Source organism: Bradyrhizobium sp. SEMIA, from assembly GCF_014844175.1.
GTDB classification, from domain to species: Bacteria; Pseudomonadota; Alphaproteobacteria; order Rhizobiales; family Xanthobacteraceae; genus Bradyrhizobium; species Bradyrhizobium arachidis.
Window position 1 is genome coordinate 3712396 of the sequence record NZ_CP046601.1, and the last position, 16434, is coordinate 3728829.

General features: G+C 65.5%; 16 protein-coding genes. 11 read left to right on the forward strand and 5 right to left on the reverse strand.

The window, feature by feature from the left end; translation table 11 throughout:
- Positions 1–36 precede the first annotated feature (36 nt).
- A complete protein-coding gene (locus FOM02_RS18135) occupies positions 37–969 on the reverse strand; it encodes a LysR family transcriptional regulator (RefSeq protein ID WP_027557895.1) in 933 nt (310 codons plus the stop codon).
- A gap of 102 nt (positions 970–1071) precedes the next feature.
- On the opposite strand from FOM02_RS18135, the gene FOM02_RS18140 reads away from it, so the two are divergent.
- The 3 genes from FOM02_RS18140 to FOM02_RS18150 all read left to right on the forward strand — a co-directional run bounded on the left by FOM02_RS18140 (position 1072) and on the right by FOM02_RS18150 (position 2936).
- Complete coding sequence (locus tag FOM02_RS18140; RefSeq protein WP_027557896.1) at positions 1072–1398, forward strand: hypothetical protein; 327 nt, start codon at positions 1072–1074, stop codon at positions 1396–1398.
- Between the two features lie 16 nt (positions 1399–1414).
- Positions 1415–1888 carry a hypothetical protein gene (locus tag FOM02_RS18145; RefSeq protein ID WP_027557897.1) on the forward strand — a complete coding sequence of 158 codons (474 nt, stop codon included), beginning with the start codon at positions 1415–1417 and terminating at the stop codon, positions 1886–1888.
- A 289-nt stretch (positions 1889–2177) separates the two neighbouring features.
- Positions 2178–2936, forward strand: a complete 759-nt coding sequence (locus FOM02_RS18150; protein ID WP_027557898.1) for a sulfite exporter TauE/SafE family protein — start codon at positions 2178–2180, stop codon at positions 2934–2936.
- Between the two features lie 16 nt (positions 2937–2952).
- Here the strand turns inward: FOM02_RS18150 and FOM02_RS18155 are convergent, their stop codons facing one another.
- A complete protein-coding gene (locus tag FOM02_RS18155) occupies positions 2953–4239 on the reverse strand; it encodes an adenylate/guanylate cyclase domain-containing protein (RefSeq protein ID WP_051377902.1) in 1287 nt (428 codons plus the stop codon).
- 224 nt (positions 4240–4463) lie between these two features.
- Between FOM02_RS18155 and FOM02_RS18160 the strand changes: the two genes are divergently transcribed.
- Entirely contained in the window at positions 4464–4955 is a 492-nt protein-coding gene (locus FOM02_RS18160) for a cupin domain-containing protein (RefSeq protein WP_051377900.1), read from the forward strand.
- A gap of 55 nt (positions 4956–5010) precedes the next feature.
- Here the strand turns inward: FOM02_RS18160 and FOM02_RS18165 are convergent, their stop codons facing one another.
- A complete protein-coding gene (locus tag FOM02_RS18165) occupies positions 5011–5676 on the reverse strand; it encodes a GntR family transcriptional regulator (RefSeq protein ID WP_027557899.1) in 666 nt (221 codons plus the stop codon).
- A 118-nt stretch (positions 5677–5794) separates the two neighbouring features.
- On the opposite strand from FOM02_RS18165, the gene FOM02_RS18170 reads away from it, so the two are divergent.
- The 7 genes from FOM02_RS18170 (at position 5795) to FOM02_RS18200 (ending at position 13345) form a co-directional block, all read left to right on the forward strand.
- On the forward strand, positions 5795–6589 hold the full coding sequence (locus FOM02_RS18170) for an enoyl-CoA hydratase/isomerase family protein (RefSeq protein ID WP_027557900.1): 795 nt from the start codon (positions 5795–5797) through the stop codon (positions 6587–6589).
- Positions 6590–6598: 9 nt separating this feature from the next.
- The gene (locus tag FOM02_RS18175; protein WP_027557901.1) at positions 6599–7852 is read left to right on the forward strand and encodes a CaiB/BaiF CoA transferase family protein; all 1254 of its coding nucleotides are present in this window, start codon (positions 6599–6601) and stop codon (positions 7850–7852) included.
- 51 nt (positions 7853–7903) lie between these two features.
- On the forward strand, positions 7904–8896 hold the full coding sequence (locus FOM02_RS18180) for a Bug family tripartite tricarboxylate transporter substrate binding protein (RefSeq protein WP_027557902.1): 993 nt from the start codon (positions 7904–7906) through the stop codon (positions 8894–8896).
- Positions 8897–9096: 200 nt separating this feature from the next.
- Positions 9097–9579: a tripartite tricarboxylate transporter TctB family protein gene (locus FOM02_RS18185; protein WP_028146300.1), complete on the forward strand. Its 483-nt coding sequence runs from the start codon at positions 9097–9099 to the stop codon at positions 9577–9579.
- Positions 9580–9590: 11 nt separating this feature from the next.
- Positions 9591–11132 (forward strand): tripartite tricarboxylate transporter permease, encoded by a 1542-nt coding sequence (locus tag FOM02_RS18190; protein ID WP_027557903.1) that lies wholly within the window; start codon positions 9591–9593, stop codon positions 11130–11132.
- Positions 11129–12136 (forward strand): 4-hydroxythreonine-4-phosphate dehydrogenase PdxA, encoded by a 1008-nt coding sequence (locus tag FOM02_RS18195; RefSeq protein ID WP_027557904.1) that lies wholly within the window; start codon positions 11129–11131, stop codon positions 12134–12136. The genes FOM02_RS18190 and FOM02_RS18195 overlap by 4 nt, the downstream gene beginning before the upstream one ends.
- Positions 12137–12322: 186 nt before the next feature.
- Complete coding sequence (locus FOM02_RS18200) at positions 12323–13345, forward strand: L,D-transpeptidase family protein (RefSeq protein ID WP_035729772.1); 1023 nt, start codon at positions 12323–12325, stop codon at positions 13343–13345.
- Here FOM02_RS18200 and FOM02_RS18205 read toward each other — a convergent pair.
- Together FOM02_RS18205 and FOM02_RS18210 are read right to left on the reverse strand one after the other, a co-directional pair.
- Positions 13324–14331, reverse strand: coding sequence for an ABC transporter substrate-binding protein (locus FOM02_RS18205; RefSeq protein ID WP_027557906.1), 1008 nt, complete (start codon positions 14329–14331; stop codon positions 13324–13326). The genes FOM02_RS18200 and FOM02_RS18205 overlap by 22 nt on opposite strands.
- Positions 14328–16424 carry an adenylate/guanylate cyclase domain-containing protein gene (locus FOM02_RS18210; RefSeq protein ID WP_027557907.1) on the reverse strand — a complete coding sequence of 699 codons (2097 nt, stop codon included), beginning with the start codon at positions 16422–16424 and terminating at the stop codon, positions 14328–14330. The genes FOM02_RS18205 and FOM02_RS18210 overlap by 4 nt, the downstream gene beginning before the upstream one ends.
- Between the last annotated feature and the right edge of the window lie 10 nt (positions 16425–16434).

A 16434-nucleotide genomic window follows, 5' to 3' on the forward strand; every position in this document is an offset into this window, starting at 1 on the left:
AAATGCTCCAGACCGATGGTTCCGGACGGCGCCCGCTTAAAGCTCGGACGCGAGCTGCGCGACCTGTTCGCGCAGCCAGGTGTGAGCCGGATCGTGATCGTAAGAGGCGTGCCAGAGCAGCGAGACCGTGACGTCGCGCAGCTCGATGGGCAGAGGGCTGATGCTGAGCCCCAGCTCGGTGGCAAAGCGGCGCGCCAGCCGCGAGTGTATCGTTACGATGACCGGCGCGCGCGCCACCAATGACGGCACGGTGAGAAAGCGCGGCGTGGTCAGGGCGACGGACCGGCGCAAGCCGAGCTTCTCCAGCGCATCGTCGACGATGCCCCGTGGATTGCGCGCGGGCCGCAGGCTGGTCAGCACATGCGGCAGCCGCACATAGTCGTCGAGCGAGATCGGAGGCTCGATCCCGGTCTTCTCGGCATCGAACATGCACACATAGCTCTCGCTGAACAGCTTGCGGCGCTTGTGGTGGAGCTGTCCCTGCTGGAATGCGTCAAAGCCGATGGCGAGGTCCATCTCGTCGGCATCGAGCTCGTCGAGCAGGCGCGAGGCGTCGAAATTGTAGAGCCGCAGGTGAATGCCGGGCGCGACGTTGCGCATGCGCGCCAGCAGCGCCGGCATGATCAGGACCTCCATGCTGTCAGGCAAGCCGAACCTGAACGTTCGCACCGCTGTTGCCGGATCGAAGGCCTGCTCGCGCGACACCAGCGCTTCGACCTGGGCCAGCATCGACTGCACCGGCTCGAGCAACGTCACCGCGCGCGGCGTGAGGCGCATGCCGTCGGGCCCCCGCGTCAGCAGCTCGTCGCTGAACAGCTCCCGCAGACGCGCGAGGTTGTGGCTCATCGCGGACTGGCCGATGCCGACCCGCGTTGCAGCCCGCGTGACGTTCCGCTCGGTGAGCAGCGCGCCGAGATGGACAAGGAGATTCAGGTCGATACGACCAAGATTGACAGCATCGATACCCATTATCGACCCCATCTGTTTGATCAATGATCTTAGCCTGCCCATGTCCTGCCGCAAGGGAGCAGGCGGGCATCGCGCCCGCCGCCCAAACCAACGGAGGGTCGCATGTCGATCCGCAGCACACTTCTCGCAGCCGCCTTCACCATCGCTTCTCTGGGAGCCGCTCACGCCGCCGGGCTGAAGCCGATCGAGGGCAGCAGCATCCGTCTCGGCGAACTCACGGGCGTTGCCTATTACACCGTCGAGCCCGCCGGATTCCGCGTCGTCACCACGCTCGCGCAGGGCGAGGCCGGGACGCCGATCCGCTTCGTGTCGGTGCTGGCGCCGGGCCAGCGCGTCCTTCTCTCGACGCCGATGGAGGCAAGCGCGCTGGAGATCAGCCGGACCGGCGATCGGCTGACCATCCGCAATCCGAACGCGATCTCGAACTGAATCCCGAGAGCCGGCGATGTCCACGATCCGTCTGCATCGAACCACCACCTTGACCCCGGAGAGGTACATCGCCGCGCTCACCGATTTCGGTCCCGATCGCTCCCATGTGTTCAGCAACAGTGCCGATGAGTATCTCGAACTGCATCATCTCGGCCCGACGCGCGCCGACGTGACGGAAGGCTCGCGCGGTGTCTGGGAGCGGCTGCATTACGACTGGTCCAACCCCAACCGCGTCGTGCTGACGACGATCGATTCCAATGTGTGGGGCGGCGCGTCGGGCCACACCTACAATTTCACGCGGCGGCGCGACGGGATGACCGACATCGACGTCGTCGTCGTGCTCGAAGGCAAGAACCTCAAGGGCTGGATCCTCGGCCTCGTGCTCGGCACCATCGGCAGAGGCGTCCTCGAACGGGCGTTCGAGAACTCCGTCCAGGCGATCGAAAGCCGGAACGTCATTTCAGGTCGTTTCGGAAGAGCCGCCGTTTAGTCAAAAAGCCCGACCGAATTGCACCGAGTACAATGTTCTTATTGTACTGAGATGTGTATCGGCTCATAGTCCGGGCAATCAGAACATTGCACCGGGTTCGCCCGGGACTACGGAGCCACGAAAATGACCGTCAGTTATCTCGACCTGTTTCTCGGATTCCTCGGCTTGGTGTTTGGCGTGCCCTCGGCGCTGCCCGGCCTGTTTTTCCGGAACGAGGACACCTCACGCCGGCGGGCTTCGTAGAGAAAGCGAGGGGTGGGATCAGCCAAATCGTGTCGGAGATGCCGATATGGAATTGACGGTCACCACCATCCTCATCGCCTTCGCCGGCGTGTTCCTGATCTGCTTCATGAAGGGCGCCTTCGGCGGCGGCTTCTCCATCGTTGGCATTCCGCTGTTGTCCTTCGTGATGGACCCGGTGACCGCCGGCGGCCTGCTCGCGCCGTTGTTCATCGCGATGGACCTGTTCGCGCTGCGCTACTGGAAGCCGTCGACCTGGTCGAAGCCGGACCTCGCGCTGCTGCTGCCCGGGCTGCTGATCGGCATCGGGCTCGGCTATGGCCTGTTCCGCGTGCTCGACCATCGCGCCGTCGCGATCGTGATGGCGGTCGTCACCCTGGTCTTTGTCGGGCTGTGGTTCTTCAGCGATCCGAAGGTGATCATCCGCCCGCGCTCGAAGCCGAAGGCGGTCGCCGCCGGCCTCGCCTCTGGTGTCACGACCATGGTGGCGCATTCAGGCGGACCGCCGCTGGCGATGTATCTGCTGCCGCTCGGCCTCAGCAAGGAGGTCTATGCGGGAACGACGAGCCTGTTCTTCACCGTCGGCAACGCCACCAAGGCCGTGCCGTGGCTGCTGCTGGTGCGCCCCAGCGGCAACGTCTGGATCGTGATGGCGATCTGTCTGTTCGCCATTCCGGCCGGCGTCTGGCTCGGCTGGCGCCTGCACGGAAAGCTCGATCAGCAGCAGATTTTTCGCGCCTGCTACGGTCTGCTCGTGGTCACCGCGTTGAAGCTGTTGTGGGACGGCGTCTCCGGCTATCTCGCGTGAGGGATACGCGCGCTGGTCAATTCGGGCCCAATCGCGAACCGCCGATGCGGTTGTATTCGGCAAGAAAATAGTCGTTTGGAAGATGGCCGTCGCTGTTGCGCGAGCATTCCTTCTTCAAGCCATTGAGAAAGAACATCTCGTGCGCGCGATGGTGTTTGGCTTCGATCGGGCCTCGTGATTCCAGCTCGAACAGGCCATTGACGTGTCCTGCCACGGTCTCCGAGACGTTGATCCGTCCGACAACGCCGAAGGCTTCCATGAACCATGCGGTGTTGACCGCGTCGCCCCAGATATCGAAGGTCATCCTGCGGTTGCCGACGACACCGGAAATGACCGGCCCGGTATGGATGCCGATGCGCAATTGCAAGGCCTGGTCTCCGCTGGCCCCGCCCTGCGCCCCCAGATGGTCCAGCCGGGCGCGCATCTCCAGCGCCGCCAGGCAGACATCGATCGGGTGGCGTCGATCGGGCGAAAGGACGCCGGCGACCGCCATGTAGGCATCGCCCATGGTCTTGACCTTCTCCAGCCCGTGTCGGGCGCCGATCTCGTCCAGGGTCGAGAAACAGCGATCGAGGAGGTTGATGAGCCGCGCCGGCTCGGTTCGTTCGGCGAGCAGCGTGAAGCCTTGGATATCCGCGAACAGGATGGTCGCGGACCGCGTGTATCTGGGCCGGACCCTGCCGCTGCGCCTCAGCTCGTCGGCGATCGGAGCAGGCAGGACATTGCGCAGCAGATCCTCGGCGCGCGCCCGGTCTGCGGCGGCCTCCAGTCGGGCCTGCTCCATATCCCTGATCGTCCGGCCGTACTCGATCAGCTTCCGGCGCAGCTCGAGTTGCGCCAGCACCTGACGGGACAGCATCCGGAGCGCCTCTGTCTGCTCGAATGACAGCCGCCGCGGCTCGAAGTCCATCACGCAGAGCGTGCCGAGCGCATAGCCCTCATCGGTGATCAGCGGCATGCCGCAATAGAAGCGGCAGGGCGGCGTCAGCATGACCATCGGGCTGTTCTCGAAGCGCGGATCGGATTTCAGGTCGGGCACGACGAGCAGCTCGGCGCCGCAGATCGTCGTGCAAACCGCGCTCGCGCGGGGCGCGTCGGTGACTTCGGCCGGCAGGCCGTATCTTGCCTTGAGCCAACGCCGCTCATCATCGATGAAGCTGATATAGGACACCGGGCAACCGCATATCTGCGCCGCAAGCTGGGTGATCTCGTCGTAAGCGGATTCCGGCGCGCTATCGACGATGTCGAGCGCGTGCAGGGCGGCCAGACGTTCAGTCTCGTTTGCGGCGGCCGGTGAGGGCATGCTGGTCTCCGCGTCTGGAGAACCTGAAAGGAGAATCCGAGACAGGCCTCCCGCTCATTTGGGAAGCCCCACAGGCGCGGCAAGTGGCGGCCGCCGTGGTGGGACGGGCGTGGTTCCATCATCACGCATCCTTGGCAGGCGCTGGAAGGAACGTTGCGGCATCGGGCGGGTTCGCACCCGCTGCAAGTCAATGTGTCGCAACCCTATCCGCGGAGGGAACCGCCATGACCAGCAATATGACCAGTGATGTCGCGCAACCCCTGTTCCGCGCGCCGGGGACTGGACCTGCGCTCGACGTGCTCGGCGTGACACACAGCTACAAGGCGATGGCGAGCGAGACCGGTCAACAATTCTCGATATGGGAATCGATCGTGCCGCCGGGGCGCGGCGCACCGGCGCACACGCATAGCCGCGAGGATGAAGCATTCTATGTGCTGAGCGGCGAAGTGCTCATGGACGTCGAAGGCACGACCGATCCACTGCGTCTCGGCCCCGGCGCATTTGTCTTTGCGCCACGCCACCGGCGCCACGGCTATCACAATGCCGGCACCGATACCGCGCGCCTGTTGGTGTTCGCGATGCCTGGCGCCGGCCTCGATCGCATGTTCGCTGCCTTCGCAGAGCTGGCGAAGCAGAACGGACGGATGCCGCCGATCCAGAGCGTCGCGGCAATCGCCGAGCAGCATGGCGTCGTGATCCATTCGTCGGCTGATTGAACCGCTGTTTGCCGGCGCGTTCGGCGCAGGTCAGGCTGATGCTCAAGCCTTTGCCTCACGCGATCTTCAGCGTGGGCTCGCTTGCGTCGGTTTCGGCAAAGCCGGCCTGCAAGACCTCCTCGCGCTTGTGCCGCAGATGGGCGCGCAGGATGTGGGAGAGGCCGGCGCCGTCGCGCCGCTGCAGCGCGTTCAGGATCGCCTCATGCTCCTTCACCGCCAGCGCCCAGCGCTGCGGTGTCATCGGCGTGACGTAGCGCGCGCGGCGGATGCGCGCGGTCACGGAGGCATAGACCGCCGCAAGCGCGGGATTTCCCGCCGCGGTGACGATGGCTTCGTGAATGGCCCGGTTGCCGCGATAGTACTGGATCAGATCGCCCTCGCGATAATGCCGCACCATCTCCTCATGCGCGGCAGCGATCTCACCGATCCCGGCATCGCTGATGCGCTCGCAGGCGAGCTCGCCGGCAAGGGCCTCCAGGCCCTGACAGACCTCGAACAGATCGCGCATGTCCTTGTCGGTCAGTTTTGCCGCGCGCGAACCGCGATGCGGCAGCAGCTGCACCAGCCCCTCTGCGGCCAGCACCTTGAGCGCTTCGCGCAGCGGCGTGCGCGAGATCTGGAGCCGTTCGCACAGCTCGCGCTCCGGGATCCGCGCGCCCGGCGGGATCTCGCCATCGAGCAGGATGGCGCGGATGCGGCCGACAACCTCCTCATGCAGCATGGCACCTGCTCCACGGTTTGAATGCAAAAATGCAATCATGCGTCGAAATCTGGAAGTTCCAGCTTGATAATCGTAAATTTTGCATTCAAAAATGTAAAAAACAAGAGGATATGAGGAAATGGACCAGGCAGTGGAGGCAAACGACCTCGTTTTTGAATGCAAGGACGGCATCGGGCGGATCACCTTCAACCGCCCGCAGGCCCGCAATGCCTTCACCTTCGCCATGTACGAGCGCCTCGCGGCGATCTGCGAGGAGGCCAACCGCGATCAATCGATCAAGGTACTGGTGCTGCGTGGGGCCGGCGACAAGGCCTTCGCGTCGGGCACCGACATCAACCAGTTCCGCGAATTCAAGACGCCGCAGGACGCCATCGACTACGAGAACCGGATCGACCGTGTGCTCACCACGCTCGAGCAGTGCCGCGTGCCGACCATCGCCGCGATCAACGGCTTCTGCACCGGCGGCGGAGCGGGCATTGCCGCGGCCTGCGACCTTCGCATCGGGACGCGCAGCACGAAAATCGGATTTCCGATCGCGCGGACGCTGGGCAATTGCCTGTCGATGTCCAATGTCAGCCGTCTCACCGCGCTGATTGGCGCCGCCCGCGTCAAGGATCTGATCTTCACCGCGCGCCTCGTCGACGCCGCAGAGGCCGCGAGCGTCGGCTTGCTCGGCGAGGTCGTTGATGACATCGCAGTGCTCGACCAGCGCGCCGACGAGGTGGCCCTGCTGCTCGCCAGCCACGCGCCGCTGACGCTGACTGCCACCAAGCAGGCGGTCGCCCGGCTGCAAAAGCGGCTGACGCGGGACGAGGGCGAAGACCTCATCCTGATGTGCTACACGAGCCAGGACTTTCGCGAAGGGCTCGATGCTTTCCTCAACAAGCGCGCGCCGCAATGGCGCGGGCAATAGGACGCCCCGATGCAAAGCTCGCAATCCACCGCCCGCCGTTCCGGACCGCTCGCCGGCCTCAAGGTCATCGATCTCACTCACGTCATGGCGGGGCCGACCTGCACGCTGATGCTCGCCGACATGGGCGCCGACGTCATCAAGATCGAGAAATCGCCGAACGGTGACGACACCCGTCATTCGGTGCCGCCGAAGATCGGCGACGAGGCGGCTTCCTTCCTGATGATGAACCGCAACAAGCGCGGCATCGTGCTGGACCTCAAGACCGACGGCGGCAAGCAGGTGCTGCGGCGACTGATCGCCACCGCCGACGTGCTGGTCGAGAACTTTGCGCCCGGCGCCATGGAGCGCCTCGGCTTCGGTTACGAGGAGCTGCACAGGCAGCATCCCTCGCTGATCTATTGCTCGCTCTCGGGTTTTGGCCGTACCGGTCCCTACAAGCACCGCCGCGGCTTCGACCTCGTCGCGCAGGCCATGAGCGGCATCATGAGCTTTACGGGCGAACGTCCCGACGGTCCGCCCGTCAAGTGCGGACCGCCGCTGTCCGACATCACCGCCGGTCTGCTCGCGAGCATGGGCATTCTGGCTGCCTATACGCACCGTCTCAAGACCGGCGAAGGGCAGTGGGTCGAGACCTCGCTCTATGAGGCCGCATTGGTGCAGACCTATTGGCAATCCACGATCGCGCTCGCCGCCGGCACCGCGCCGCGCGCGATGGGCTCGGCCCATCCGCTCAACGCGCCTTATCAGGCCTTCGAAGCCTCCGACGGCTGGCTCGTTGTCGGCGGCGCCAACAAGAAGCACTGGCTGCTGATGCTGGAAGCGCTCGGCGCGAGCGAGCTCGCCGTCGATCCGCGCTTCGTCAACGGCTCGGACCGCATGGCGAATTTGAAGGAGCTCGAAGCGGTCCTGAGCGAGCGCTTCCGCACCAAGTCGCGGGCGCATTGGCTGGCGGCGCTGGACGAGAAGGGCGTGCCGTGCGGCCCCGTGCACGACATGCTGGAGGCGCTGAGCGATCCGCAGACGCTGGCGCGCGAGATGGTGGTCGAGGTCGAGCATTCCACGCTCGGACCGGTCAAGACGATCGGTCTTCCCGTGAAGTTTTCGGAGACCCCAGGCAAAGTGCTGTCGGGCGCACCGGTCTATGGTGAGCATACGCGCGATGTGCTGGCTGAATACGGGTTCGACCCCAAGCAGATTGAAGCGCTCGAGCAAGAAGGCGCGATCGTTATGGCATCAGGGAGGCGCGAGGAACGCGTCGCCTGACCGGACGTCGATACGACGGATCAAACAAAACAAAAGAAGCTGGAGGAAATCATGGGTCGGACATCAACGCTTCTGCTCTCTGTGGCTGTGGCCGTGCTCGCAGGCACGCCGGCGGCGTTGGCGGCGTGGCAACCGCAGAAGCCGATCGAGTTCGTGGCCACGGCAGGGCCGGGCGGCGGCACCGACAATCTCGCCCGCGCGGTGCAGAACATCATTACCAAGTACAAGCTGACGGAGCAGCCGATCGTCGTCGTCAATAAGGGCGGCGGCAGCGGCGCCGAAGGCTATGTCTACGGCAGGGCCTCCGCGGGCGATCCCTACAAGGTGATCTTCGGCACATCGAACGCCTGGCAGCAGCCGCTCGTCTCCAAGGTCGCCTTCAACTACACCGACCTTACCCCGATCGCGGCGATGGCGCAGGACGAGTTCCTGCTCTGGGTCAAGCAGGACGCGCCCTACAAGAATGCGGGCGACTACCTCAAGGCGGCCGCGTCGGGCGAGTTCAAGATGGGCGGCGCGCAGTCCAAGGACACCGACGAGGTGCTGACGCGCATGATCGAGAAGGCCGGCAAGGTCAAGCTGACCTACATCCCCTTCAAGAGCGGCGCCGAGACCGCCGTGCAGCTCGCCGGCGGACATCTCGACTCCCACGTCAACAATCCCAGCGAAAGCGTCGGGCAATGGCGCGGCGGCACGCAGCGGCCGCTGTGCGTCTTCAGCCCGAAGCGCCTGCCGCAGGGGCCGAAGGTCACGGCGAGCGAAGGCTGGAGCGACGTTCCGACCTGCGTCGAGCAGGGCCTCGACATCAAGCAATATGAGCAGCCGCGCACGGTGTGGCTGCCCGGCAAGATCACGCCGGACCAGGCCGCGTACTATGTCGACCTCATGAAGAAGGTGCAGGCGACGCCAGAATGGAAGGACTACATCGAGAAGACCTCCCAGGTCGACACCTTCCTGACCGGCGCCGAGTTCGACAAGTTCATCAAGGAGGACCTCGAGCACGTCAAGCAGGTCGCGGGCGAGCAGGGCTGGCTGGTGAAGTGAGGCGGGGCTCGTGCCACAATCTCCACCGTCGTCCCGGCGAACGCCGGGACCCATACCGCGTGATCTCTCGAGGACGGTTGGTCGTCGTACCGACGTGGCTTCGAGTCTTCGTCAAACGTCTCCCTGGGGTTATGGATCCCGGCGTTCGCCGGGACGACGCTTAGTGGTGGGTAAAACACGCGATTCGACTGGAGCCCTCGATGATCTCGCGCCGCGCGCTTGAGCTTGCGACCGCCGCTCTCACCGGCAGCTTCGGTGTCGCTGTCGTCATCTCCAGCCTCGACAACGGCATCGGCTGGTCGAGCGCGGGCGTGGACGCCGGCACGTTCCCGTTCCTGACCGGCATCATCATCGTCGCTGGCAGCCTCTACAATCTGGTGCGAGGCGTGCTGCCGGTCGCCTCGCTCGCCAACGTCCCCATCGCGATCACGGGAATCGAGCTGCGCCGGCTCGCCGGGCTGTTCGTGCCGGCTGCGATCTTCGTGGCCGCGATCCCGCTGCTCGGCATGTATCTCGCCTCGGCGGGGTATGTCTTCGCCGTGCTGGCGATCCCAAGACACCAATCCCTGCCGCGCGCGCTCGCCATGGCGGCGGCCACGGCGCTCGCGCTCTATGTGGTGTTCGAGCGCATGTTCCAGGTCAGCCTGCCGCACGGCGCGCTCGCCGTCGCGCTCGGCTTCTGACGGAGGAGCGGATGGACAATCTCCAGGAGCTCCTCCACGGCTTCACCATCGCGGTCACCATGCCGCATCTGCTCCTGATGGCGGTCGGCGTGCTGCTCGGCATTCTCGTCGGTGTGCTGCCGGGACTAGGCGCGCCCAACGGTGTGTCACTGCTGCTGCCGCTCACCTTCGGCATGCAGCCGGTGTCGGCGATCATCCTGCTCTCCAGCATGTATTGGGGCGCGCTGTTCGGCGGCTCCGTCACCTCGATCCTGTTCAACATCCCCGGCGAGCCGTCCTCCGTCGCAACCACCTTCGACGGCTACCCCATGGCGCGCGACGGCCGGCCGACCACGGCGCTCGCGACCGCCTTCGGCTCGGCCGCGTTCGGCGCGCTGATCGGCGTCATCCTGATCACGTTCCTGGCGTCCTGGGTGGCGCAGGTCGCGCTCGCCTTCGGGCCGCCGGAATATTTCGCGGTCTATTTCCTGGCCTTCGCCAGCTTCGTCGGCATGGGCGGCGCGGCGCCGATCAAGACCGTCGTGGCGCTGGCGATCGGCTTTGCCATCGCTGCGATCGGCATCGACACCGTCTCCGGCAGCGTGCGCCTCACCATGGGCGTGGACGAGCTGGTGAAGGGCGTGAACTTCGTTGTCGCGGTGATGGGCCTGTTCGGCATTGGCGAGCTCTTGGTCGCGGTTGAGGAGGAGTTCCATGCCCGCGCGGTCTCCTCCAAGATCGACTGGCGCGAGGTGTTCCGTGCGGTCGGCCGGCTGCCGCGCCACAGCGTTGCGCTGCTGCGCAGCGCCGCGATCGGCTGCTGGATGGGGATCACGCCGGGCGGCCCGACCGCGGCGTCCTTCATGAGCTACGGCATCGCCCGCCGCTTCTCGCGCCGCGGTCGATATTTCGGCACCGGCGAGGTCGAAGGCATCATCTCGCCGGAGACGGCCGACCACGCCGCCGGCACCAGCGCGCTGCTGCCGATGCTCTCGCTCGGCATTCCCGGCTCCGCCACCGCCGCCGTCATGATGGGCGGCCTGATGATCTGGGGCCTCAATCCCGGCCCGATGCTGTTCGTGGACCAGAAAGACTTCGTCTGGGGCCTGATCGCCTCGATGTATGTCGGCAACATCGTCGCCGTCGCGCTGGTGCTGCTGACCGTCCCGGTGTTCGCCGCCTTGATGCGGATTCCCTTCGTGGTGATCGCGCCGCTGATCGTCATCATCTGCGTCGTTGGCGCCTATTCGGTGTCGAACTCCTATCTCGACGTAGTCATGATGCTCGGCTTCGGCATTGTCGGCTATCTCTTCAAGAAGCTGTTCTATCCCTTGGCGCCGCTGGTGCTCGCGATCGTCATCGGCGACAAGGCCGAGGATGCGTTCCGGCAATCGATGCTGATGTCGAAGGGATCGCTCGGGATCTTCTTCGCCAACAAGCTGGTGACCTGCCTGATCGTGGGCGGCATTGCGCTGCTCCTGCTTCCGCTTGCCTTGCAGTTCGCGCGCCTGTTTCGCAAGCCTGCGCCATCCGCCAATGAGACGACGACTGCTCAGGAGAAGGTGATCATATGACCGCAAAGCCGCTCATCGCGCTGGCAATGGGAGATCCCGCCGGCATCAGCCCAGAGCTGACTGCGAAGCTGGTGGCTCAGGACGATATCCGCGCCCGCTGCCGCCTGGTCGTGATCGGCGACCGCCGGATCTTCGACGAGGGCGCGCGCGTCGCGGGCGTCACACCGGAGCTGACCAGAGTGGAGCAGGGCGCCAACTTTCGCGCGACACAGGGCGATGCACTGTTCCTTGACCTCCGCCATCTCGATCCCAGAAATGTCGAGCCGAAGACCGCGACCCTTGCCGGCGGCAAATTCGCGCTCGCCAATTACCGGCACGCGCTCGAGCTTGGCCGCGACGGCCATGTCGATGCCGTCTGCTTCACTCCCTTCAACAAGCAGGCGATGCGGCTTGCCCGCGCCGAGTATGACGACGAGATCGCGTTTTCCGCAGAGGTTGTCGGGCTCAGGACGCCTGCAAGCGAATTCAACGTGCTGGACCGGCTCTGGAACGCACGCGTCACCTCGCACATTCCGCTGAAGGACGTCGCCGCAAACCTGTCCAGCGAGCGCATCCACCGTGCGCTCAAGCTGACCGATGCCTGCATGCGCAACGCCGGTTTCGCGCGGCCGCGCATCGCGGTCGCCGGTCTCAATCCGCACGCCGGCGACGGCGGCAATTTCGGCCGTGAGGAGATCGATGTGATCGCGCCCGTGGTCGCGGCCGGGCAGGCCGAGGGCATTGCCGCCGAGGGACCGTTCCCGGCCGATACCGTGTTCCTGCGCGCCAAGGCCGGCGCCTTCGATGCGGTGCTGACGATGTATCACGACCAGGGCCAGATCGCGATGAAGCTGATGGGGTTCGATCGCGGCGTGACCCTGCTCGGCGGCTTCCCGTTCCCGATCTGCACGCCCGCGCACGGCACCGCCTACGACATCGCCGGCCAGGGCATCGCATCGATCGGTGCCAGCCGCGCCGCGCTGCTGCTCGCGGCGGAGATGGCGGCGCGCCGCGCGGCGGTCTGATATCTCGCCGTAGGACGCGACCTCATCCTGAGAGCCCGCCGTGGGCGGACGTCTCGAAGGATGCGCCGCAGACAACTCCGCCCGGGAAAAACCGGAAACTTCTGCCCTCGCGCCGAGTTGCCATTTCGGTGAGTGTCTCCATCCCGGAGCTGGCAGATGGGCGGTCGCGTGTTGCGAAGGACAGTGATGGGCGCCAGGTCGGCCGGCCGCGCCCGCGAAATCTGCCTTGTTCTGGCCCTTGCGCTGAGCACGGCGCCTGCATTCGCGGCCGAGATCAACCCCGCCGCCATCGATTCTGCCGAGCCCTCGAAGAAGAGTCTCTCGAACGAGAAGCCGACGCCGGCGGGCGTGCGTCTGCAGGTCCTGCTCGACAGGGCGCATTTCTCGCCAGGCGAGATCGACGGCAGGTTCGGCGAGAACGCGAAGAAGGCGCTGCGGGCCTATGCCGAAGCCCGGCAACTGCCGAGCTCGGACAACCCGACCGAGGAGGTCTGGAAGGCACTGCGGGCGGACGACCGGCCGGTGACGCTGACCTACACCATCACCGAGCAGGACATGGCGGGCCCGTTCCTGAACAAGCTGCCGTCGAAGATGGAGGACATGAAGGACATCCCGAAGCTTGGCTACACCAGTCCGCGCGAAGCCCTCGCCGAGAAGTTCCACATGAGCGAGCGGCTCCTTGCCGCGCTCAACCCCGGGCGCCAGTTCGATCGAGCCGGCGACACCATCGTCGTCGTCGACACCGCGAGCGCAGGCGAGGAGGCACCCGCCAAGGCCGACCGGGTCGAGATCGACAAGGTCAGGCAGACCGTCAAGCTGTTCGACAAGTCGAATGCGCTGATCGGGTTCTATCCGGCAACCGTCGGGAGCGAGGAGAAGCCGTCGCCTTCAGGTACGCTCAAGGTCACGGAAGTCAGCAAGAATCCGTTCTATCGCTACAATCCCGCTTACCGCTTCAAGGGCGTCCATTCCCGCAAGCCCTTCACCATCAAGCCCGGTCCGAACAATCCGGTCGGAACGATTTGGATCAACCTGTCCGCCGAAGGCTACGGCATTCACGGCACGCCATCGCCGGACAAGATCTCCAAGGCCGAATCCCACGGCTGCGTGCGCCTCACCAATTGGGACGCCGAACGCGTTGCCGGGCGCGTCGCGAAAGGGACGCCGGTCGCGTTCGTGGATGATCACTATCCGACCGCTGCCAGGTAGAGCTGCGTGTCGAAATAATCCGACGCGCGCACGGCATTGGTGACACCGGCGTCCGTCATGAAGAAGTCGCTGACCTGCTGCAACCATTTTGCGACGGTTCCGTCCGCGTAGAGCCGCCGCCATTCACGCGCGGAGTAGAGTTTTTGCGCCTTGAAGGCCTCGGTGAGATCGGCCGGACGCGACCGCCTGTAGTGGGCCTGGAGCGCTTCGGCCGCGGCGGCCGGGTTGCGCACCATGTGGTCGTTCGCATCGACCCAGCCACGGATGATCCGGCTCAGGATCTCCTTGTTTCCGGCATAATAATCGGTCCGCGCCGCCCAGCCGCCGAGCACGGCCGATTGCGGATAGAACGCAGAGGCATCCACCAGCTTCACCGCCTCGGGCAGCGCCTCGCGCACGGCGACGTTGAACGGTACCCAGAGCGCGACGGCCGGCACTTCGCCGGCGATGAACGCCCCGACCGCGTCCGGCATGCTCGAATTGACGATCTCCACCTCGGACGGATTGATGCTATTGGCGCGTAGCGCCCGGTCGAGGAAGATGTGCGCCGTGGTCTTCTTGGTCGTCGCGATCCGCTTGCCCCTGAGATCGGCGAGCTTGGTCACCCCGAGCGACGGCCGGCCCCAGAGCTGCGCGGTCGCAACCTCGATGTCGTTGATGAGAAAACCCCGGCCGCGACCGAGCGCAAGATAATTGGAGATGACACCGCCGGCCGAGACGACCTCGAGCTCTCCGCGCATCATCGCCTCGAAGACCTCGGGGCCGGTGTTGAACTCTTGCAGCTCGAAATCGATGCCTTCGCGGTCGAACGAGCCGCGATCGAGGCCAGTCCGGATATGACCGTCCACCGCGACCACGTGGAGATAGCCGAGCCGGAGTTTCGTGCGGGCCTGCGCAATGGCCGGTGCCGCGAGCCCGACCGACGCGACCGCCAGCGCGGCGCCACGGCGCAGCAATTGCCGGCGACTGGGCTCGCGAATGCTCATGCCGCCGCCCCCTGGGCTGAGGACCGTAATCGCTGGGCATGAAGCAGCGCGACGGAGTCCTTGGGATAGTCGTGCAGGAATCCGGAGAGCCGGACCGGGGCCGTCTCGGCCGAACCGTCCTGGGCGATTGACGCGAACACCTCGTCCCAGCGGCGGCACATCGCAATCTCGGCCTCGCCCGCCTGCGCCAGCTCCCCGCGCAGCTCGCTGACCTCGATCGGCTCGGCAAACCCCTTCGGGGTGATGTTGTCGACGCTGCGGAACAGGAACGCATGGCCCACGCGGGCACGAACAGCCGAGCTGACCAGCACGCGCGTGCCGTAGCTCTTGTTGAGGCCTTCCAGCCGTGACGCCAGGTTCACGGTGGCGCCGAGCGCGGTATAGTTCATCCGGTCGCTCGAGCCGACATTGCCGACCACGGCATCGCCGACATGCAGGCCGAAGCGCGTGTCATAGGGCGGCCAGCCCTCGCGCCTAAAGTCCTTGTTGAGGGCCTCGTTGGCCGCGAGGCAGGCGAGAACCGCGCGGCAGGCATTGGCGGTATGATCAGGATCATCCGCGGGCGCATTCCAGAACGCCATCACGGCATCGCCGATATATTTGTCGACCGTGCCCTGGTGCCGCATGATCTCGTCCGACAGCACCGCGAAATAGCGCGAGGTGTAGATCATCACCTGCGACGGGTCCGCGCGTTCGGTCTTGGCCGTGAAGTCGGCGACGTCAGTGAACAGCACGGTGACCTCGCGCCTGGAGCCGCCGAGGCGGAGTGATGAGCCGGTCTCGATCAGCTGCCGCACGATCGGCCGCGGAATGAAGCTCGCAAAGCTGCGGACCACGCTGCGCATGGTGAAGACCGAGCGGCCGAGCTCCTCGACCTCGGCGATGGCGGAATGGATGCGCGGCCGTTCCGCGATGTCGAAACGCTGGATCGCATCGGTCTCCTCGACCAGCTTGCGCAGCGGCTGCGCCATCCGCGACCCCAGCCAGAACGCGAACGGCATGGTCGCGCCGACGAAAGCCAGCGCCAGCGCGAACAGCGTGCGCCGCTCATTGATGATCTGGGCGTAGAATTCATCCAGCGGTGCGAACATCGCGAGCCGGACATTGGCCGAGCCGGTCGTATCCAGCCGGTGAACCGCAGCGATATAGGTCCGGCCCGCGGCGTCATCGAAGAATTGCTGGGCCGGCCCGCCGCCGCGCCAGGAGCGGATGATCGGCACCAATGCAGGAAGCCTGAGCGCGCCGATCTGCGGCAGGTCGTCCTGCCGCTCCGGGATCTCCGCCATCAGGCGGTTCATCTCGGGATGGCCGACGATGCGGTCGGCATCATTGAACAGGAAGGCGAGGCCCGATTGGCCGAGCTTCTGCTCCGCCAGCATGTCCTCGAACCGGTTCAGCAGCACGTCGCCGGCGACGACGCCGCGGCGGCCTTCCTTCAGCGGCGTCCGCAGCGTGTAGCCGGGCTCGCCCGTGGCGTAGAAGACGTAAGGCCCCGTCAGCAGCGTCTTGTCGTTCCTGAACGCCTCGACATACCAGGGCCGCTGCCGTGGGTCGTAGCCGGCAGGGCCGGGGACCTCCGCGACCTCGATGAGGTTTTCGGACAGATATTGCGTGACCGGGGCGCTGCCGGCCGTGCGCGAGATCACGACCAGCCGGAATTTCGCATCCTCATCGACCTTCAGGCCCGCCCGGAACGCCGGCTTGGCGCGGTCGATCACGTCCATCTCGATGAAAGAGCCGTCCTCGTAGCCGACATAGAGATTGAAGAGCTGCGGGTTGTTGCGCAGCATCGCCGCCATCAGGCTGTATAGCCGCGAATTGTCCGCGATGTCGGCCTCCTGGATCGGCGGCATGCCGGACAGGACGTCGAGATTGTCGCGGACATTCTTGAACTGCTCGTCGACATGGTCGGCACCGAGCTGCGCCACCTTCTCGATGAAGCCGGAGGCGGCCGTCCGCGTGATCGAAGTCACGCGCTCGAAGCTGAGATAGACCAGCGTCAGGCCCACGAGCAGCACCACGCCCACGAACACCGTGATGATCGATGTCTGGAAGCCGATGCGAAACTGCCGCTTTGTCTTCTCTCCCGTCATCGGAGCTGCG

Bases quoted from the DNA above. Each gene is read 5' to 3' on its own strand.
- FOM02_RS18205 (WP_027557906.1), bottom strand. From the start codon at position 14,331: ATGAGCATTCGCGAGCCCAGTCGCCGGCAATTGCTGCGCCGTGGCGCC.
- FOM02_RS18140 (WP_027557896.1), top strand. From the start codon at position 1,072: ATGTCGATCCGCAGCACACTTCTCGCAGCCGCCTTCACCATCGCTTCT.
- FOM02_RS18185 (WP_028146300.1), top strand. From the start codon at position 9,097: ATGATCTCGCGCCGCGCGCTTGAGCTTGCGACCGCCGCTCTCACCGGC.
- FOM02_RS18155 (WP_051377902.1), bottom strand. From the start codon at position 4,239: ATGCCCTCACCGGCCGCCGCAAACGAGACTGAACGTCTGGCCGCCCTG.
- FOM02_RS18180 (WP_027557902.1), top strand. From the start codon at position 7,904: ATGGGTCGGACATCAACGCTTCTGCTCTCTGTGGCTGTGGCCGTGCTC.
- FOM02_RS18200 (WP_035729772.1), top strand. From the start codon at position 12,323: ATGGGCGCCAGGTCGGCCGGCCGCGCCCGCGAAATCTGCCTTGTTCTG.
- FOM02_RS18150 (WP_027557898.1), top strand. From the start codon at position 2,178: ATGGAATTGACGGTCACCACCATCCTCATCGCCTTCGCCGGCGTGTTC.
- FOM02_RS18160 (WP_051377900.1), top strand. From the start codon at position 4,464: ATGACCAGCAATATGACCAGTGATGTCGCGCAACCCCTGTTCCGCGCG.
- FOM02_RS18135 (WP_027557895.1), bottom strand. From the start codon at position 969: ATGGGTATCGATGCTGTCAATCTTGGTCGTATCGACCTGAATCTCCTT.
- FOM02_RS18210 (WP_027557907.1), bottom strand. From the start codon at position 16,424: ATGACGGGAGAGAAGACAAAGCGGCAGTTTCGCATCGGCTTCCAGACA.
- FOM02_RS18170 (WP_027557900.1), top strand. From the start codon at position 5,795: ATGGACCAGGCAGTGGAGGCAAACGACCTCGTTTTTGAATGCAAGGAC.
- FOM02_RS18145 (WP_027557897.1), top strand. From the start codon at position 1,415: ATGTCCACGATCCGTCTGCATCGAACCACCACCTTGACCCCGGAGAGG.
- FOM02_RS18165 (WP_027557899.1), bottom strand. From the start codon at position 5,676: ATGCTGCATGAGGAGGTTGTCGGCCGCATCCGCGCCATCCTGCTCGAT.
- FOM02_RS18195 (WP_027557904.1), top strand. From the start codon at position 11,129: ATGACCGCAAAGCCGCTCATCGCGCTGGCAATGGGAGATCCCGCCGGC.
- FOM02_RS18190 (WP_027557903.1), top strand. From the start codon at position 9,591: ATGGACAATCTCCAGGAGCTCCTCCACGGCTTCACCATCGCGGTCACC.
- FOM02_RS18175 (WP_027557901.1), top strand. From the start codon at position 6,599: ATGCAAAGCTCGCAATCCACCGCCCGCCGTTCCGGACCGCTCGCCGGC.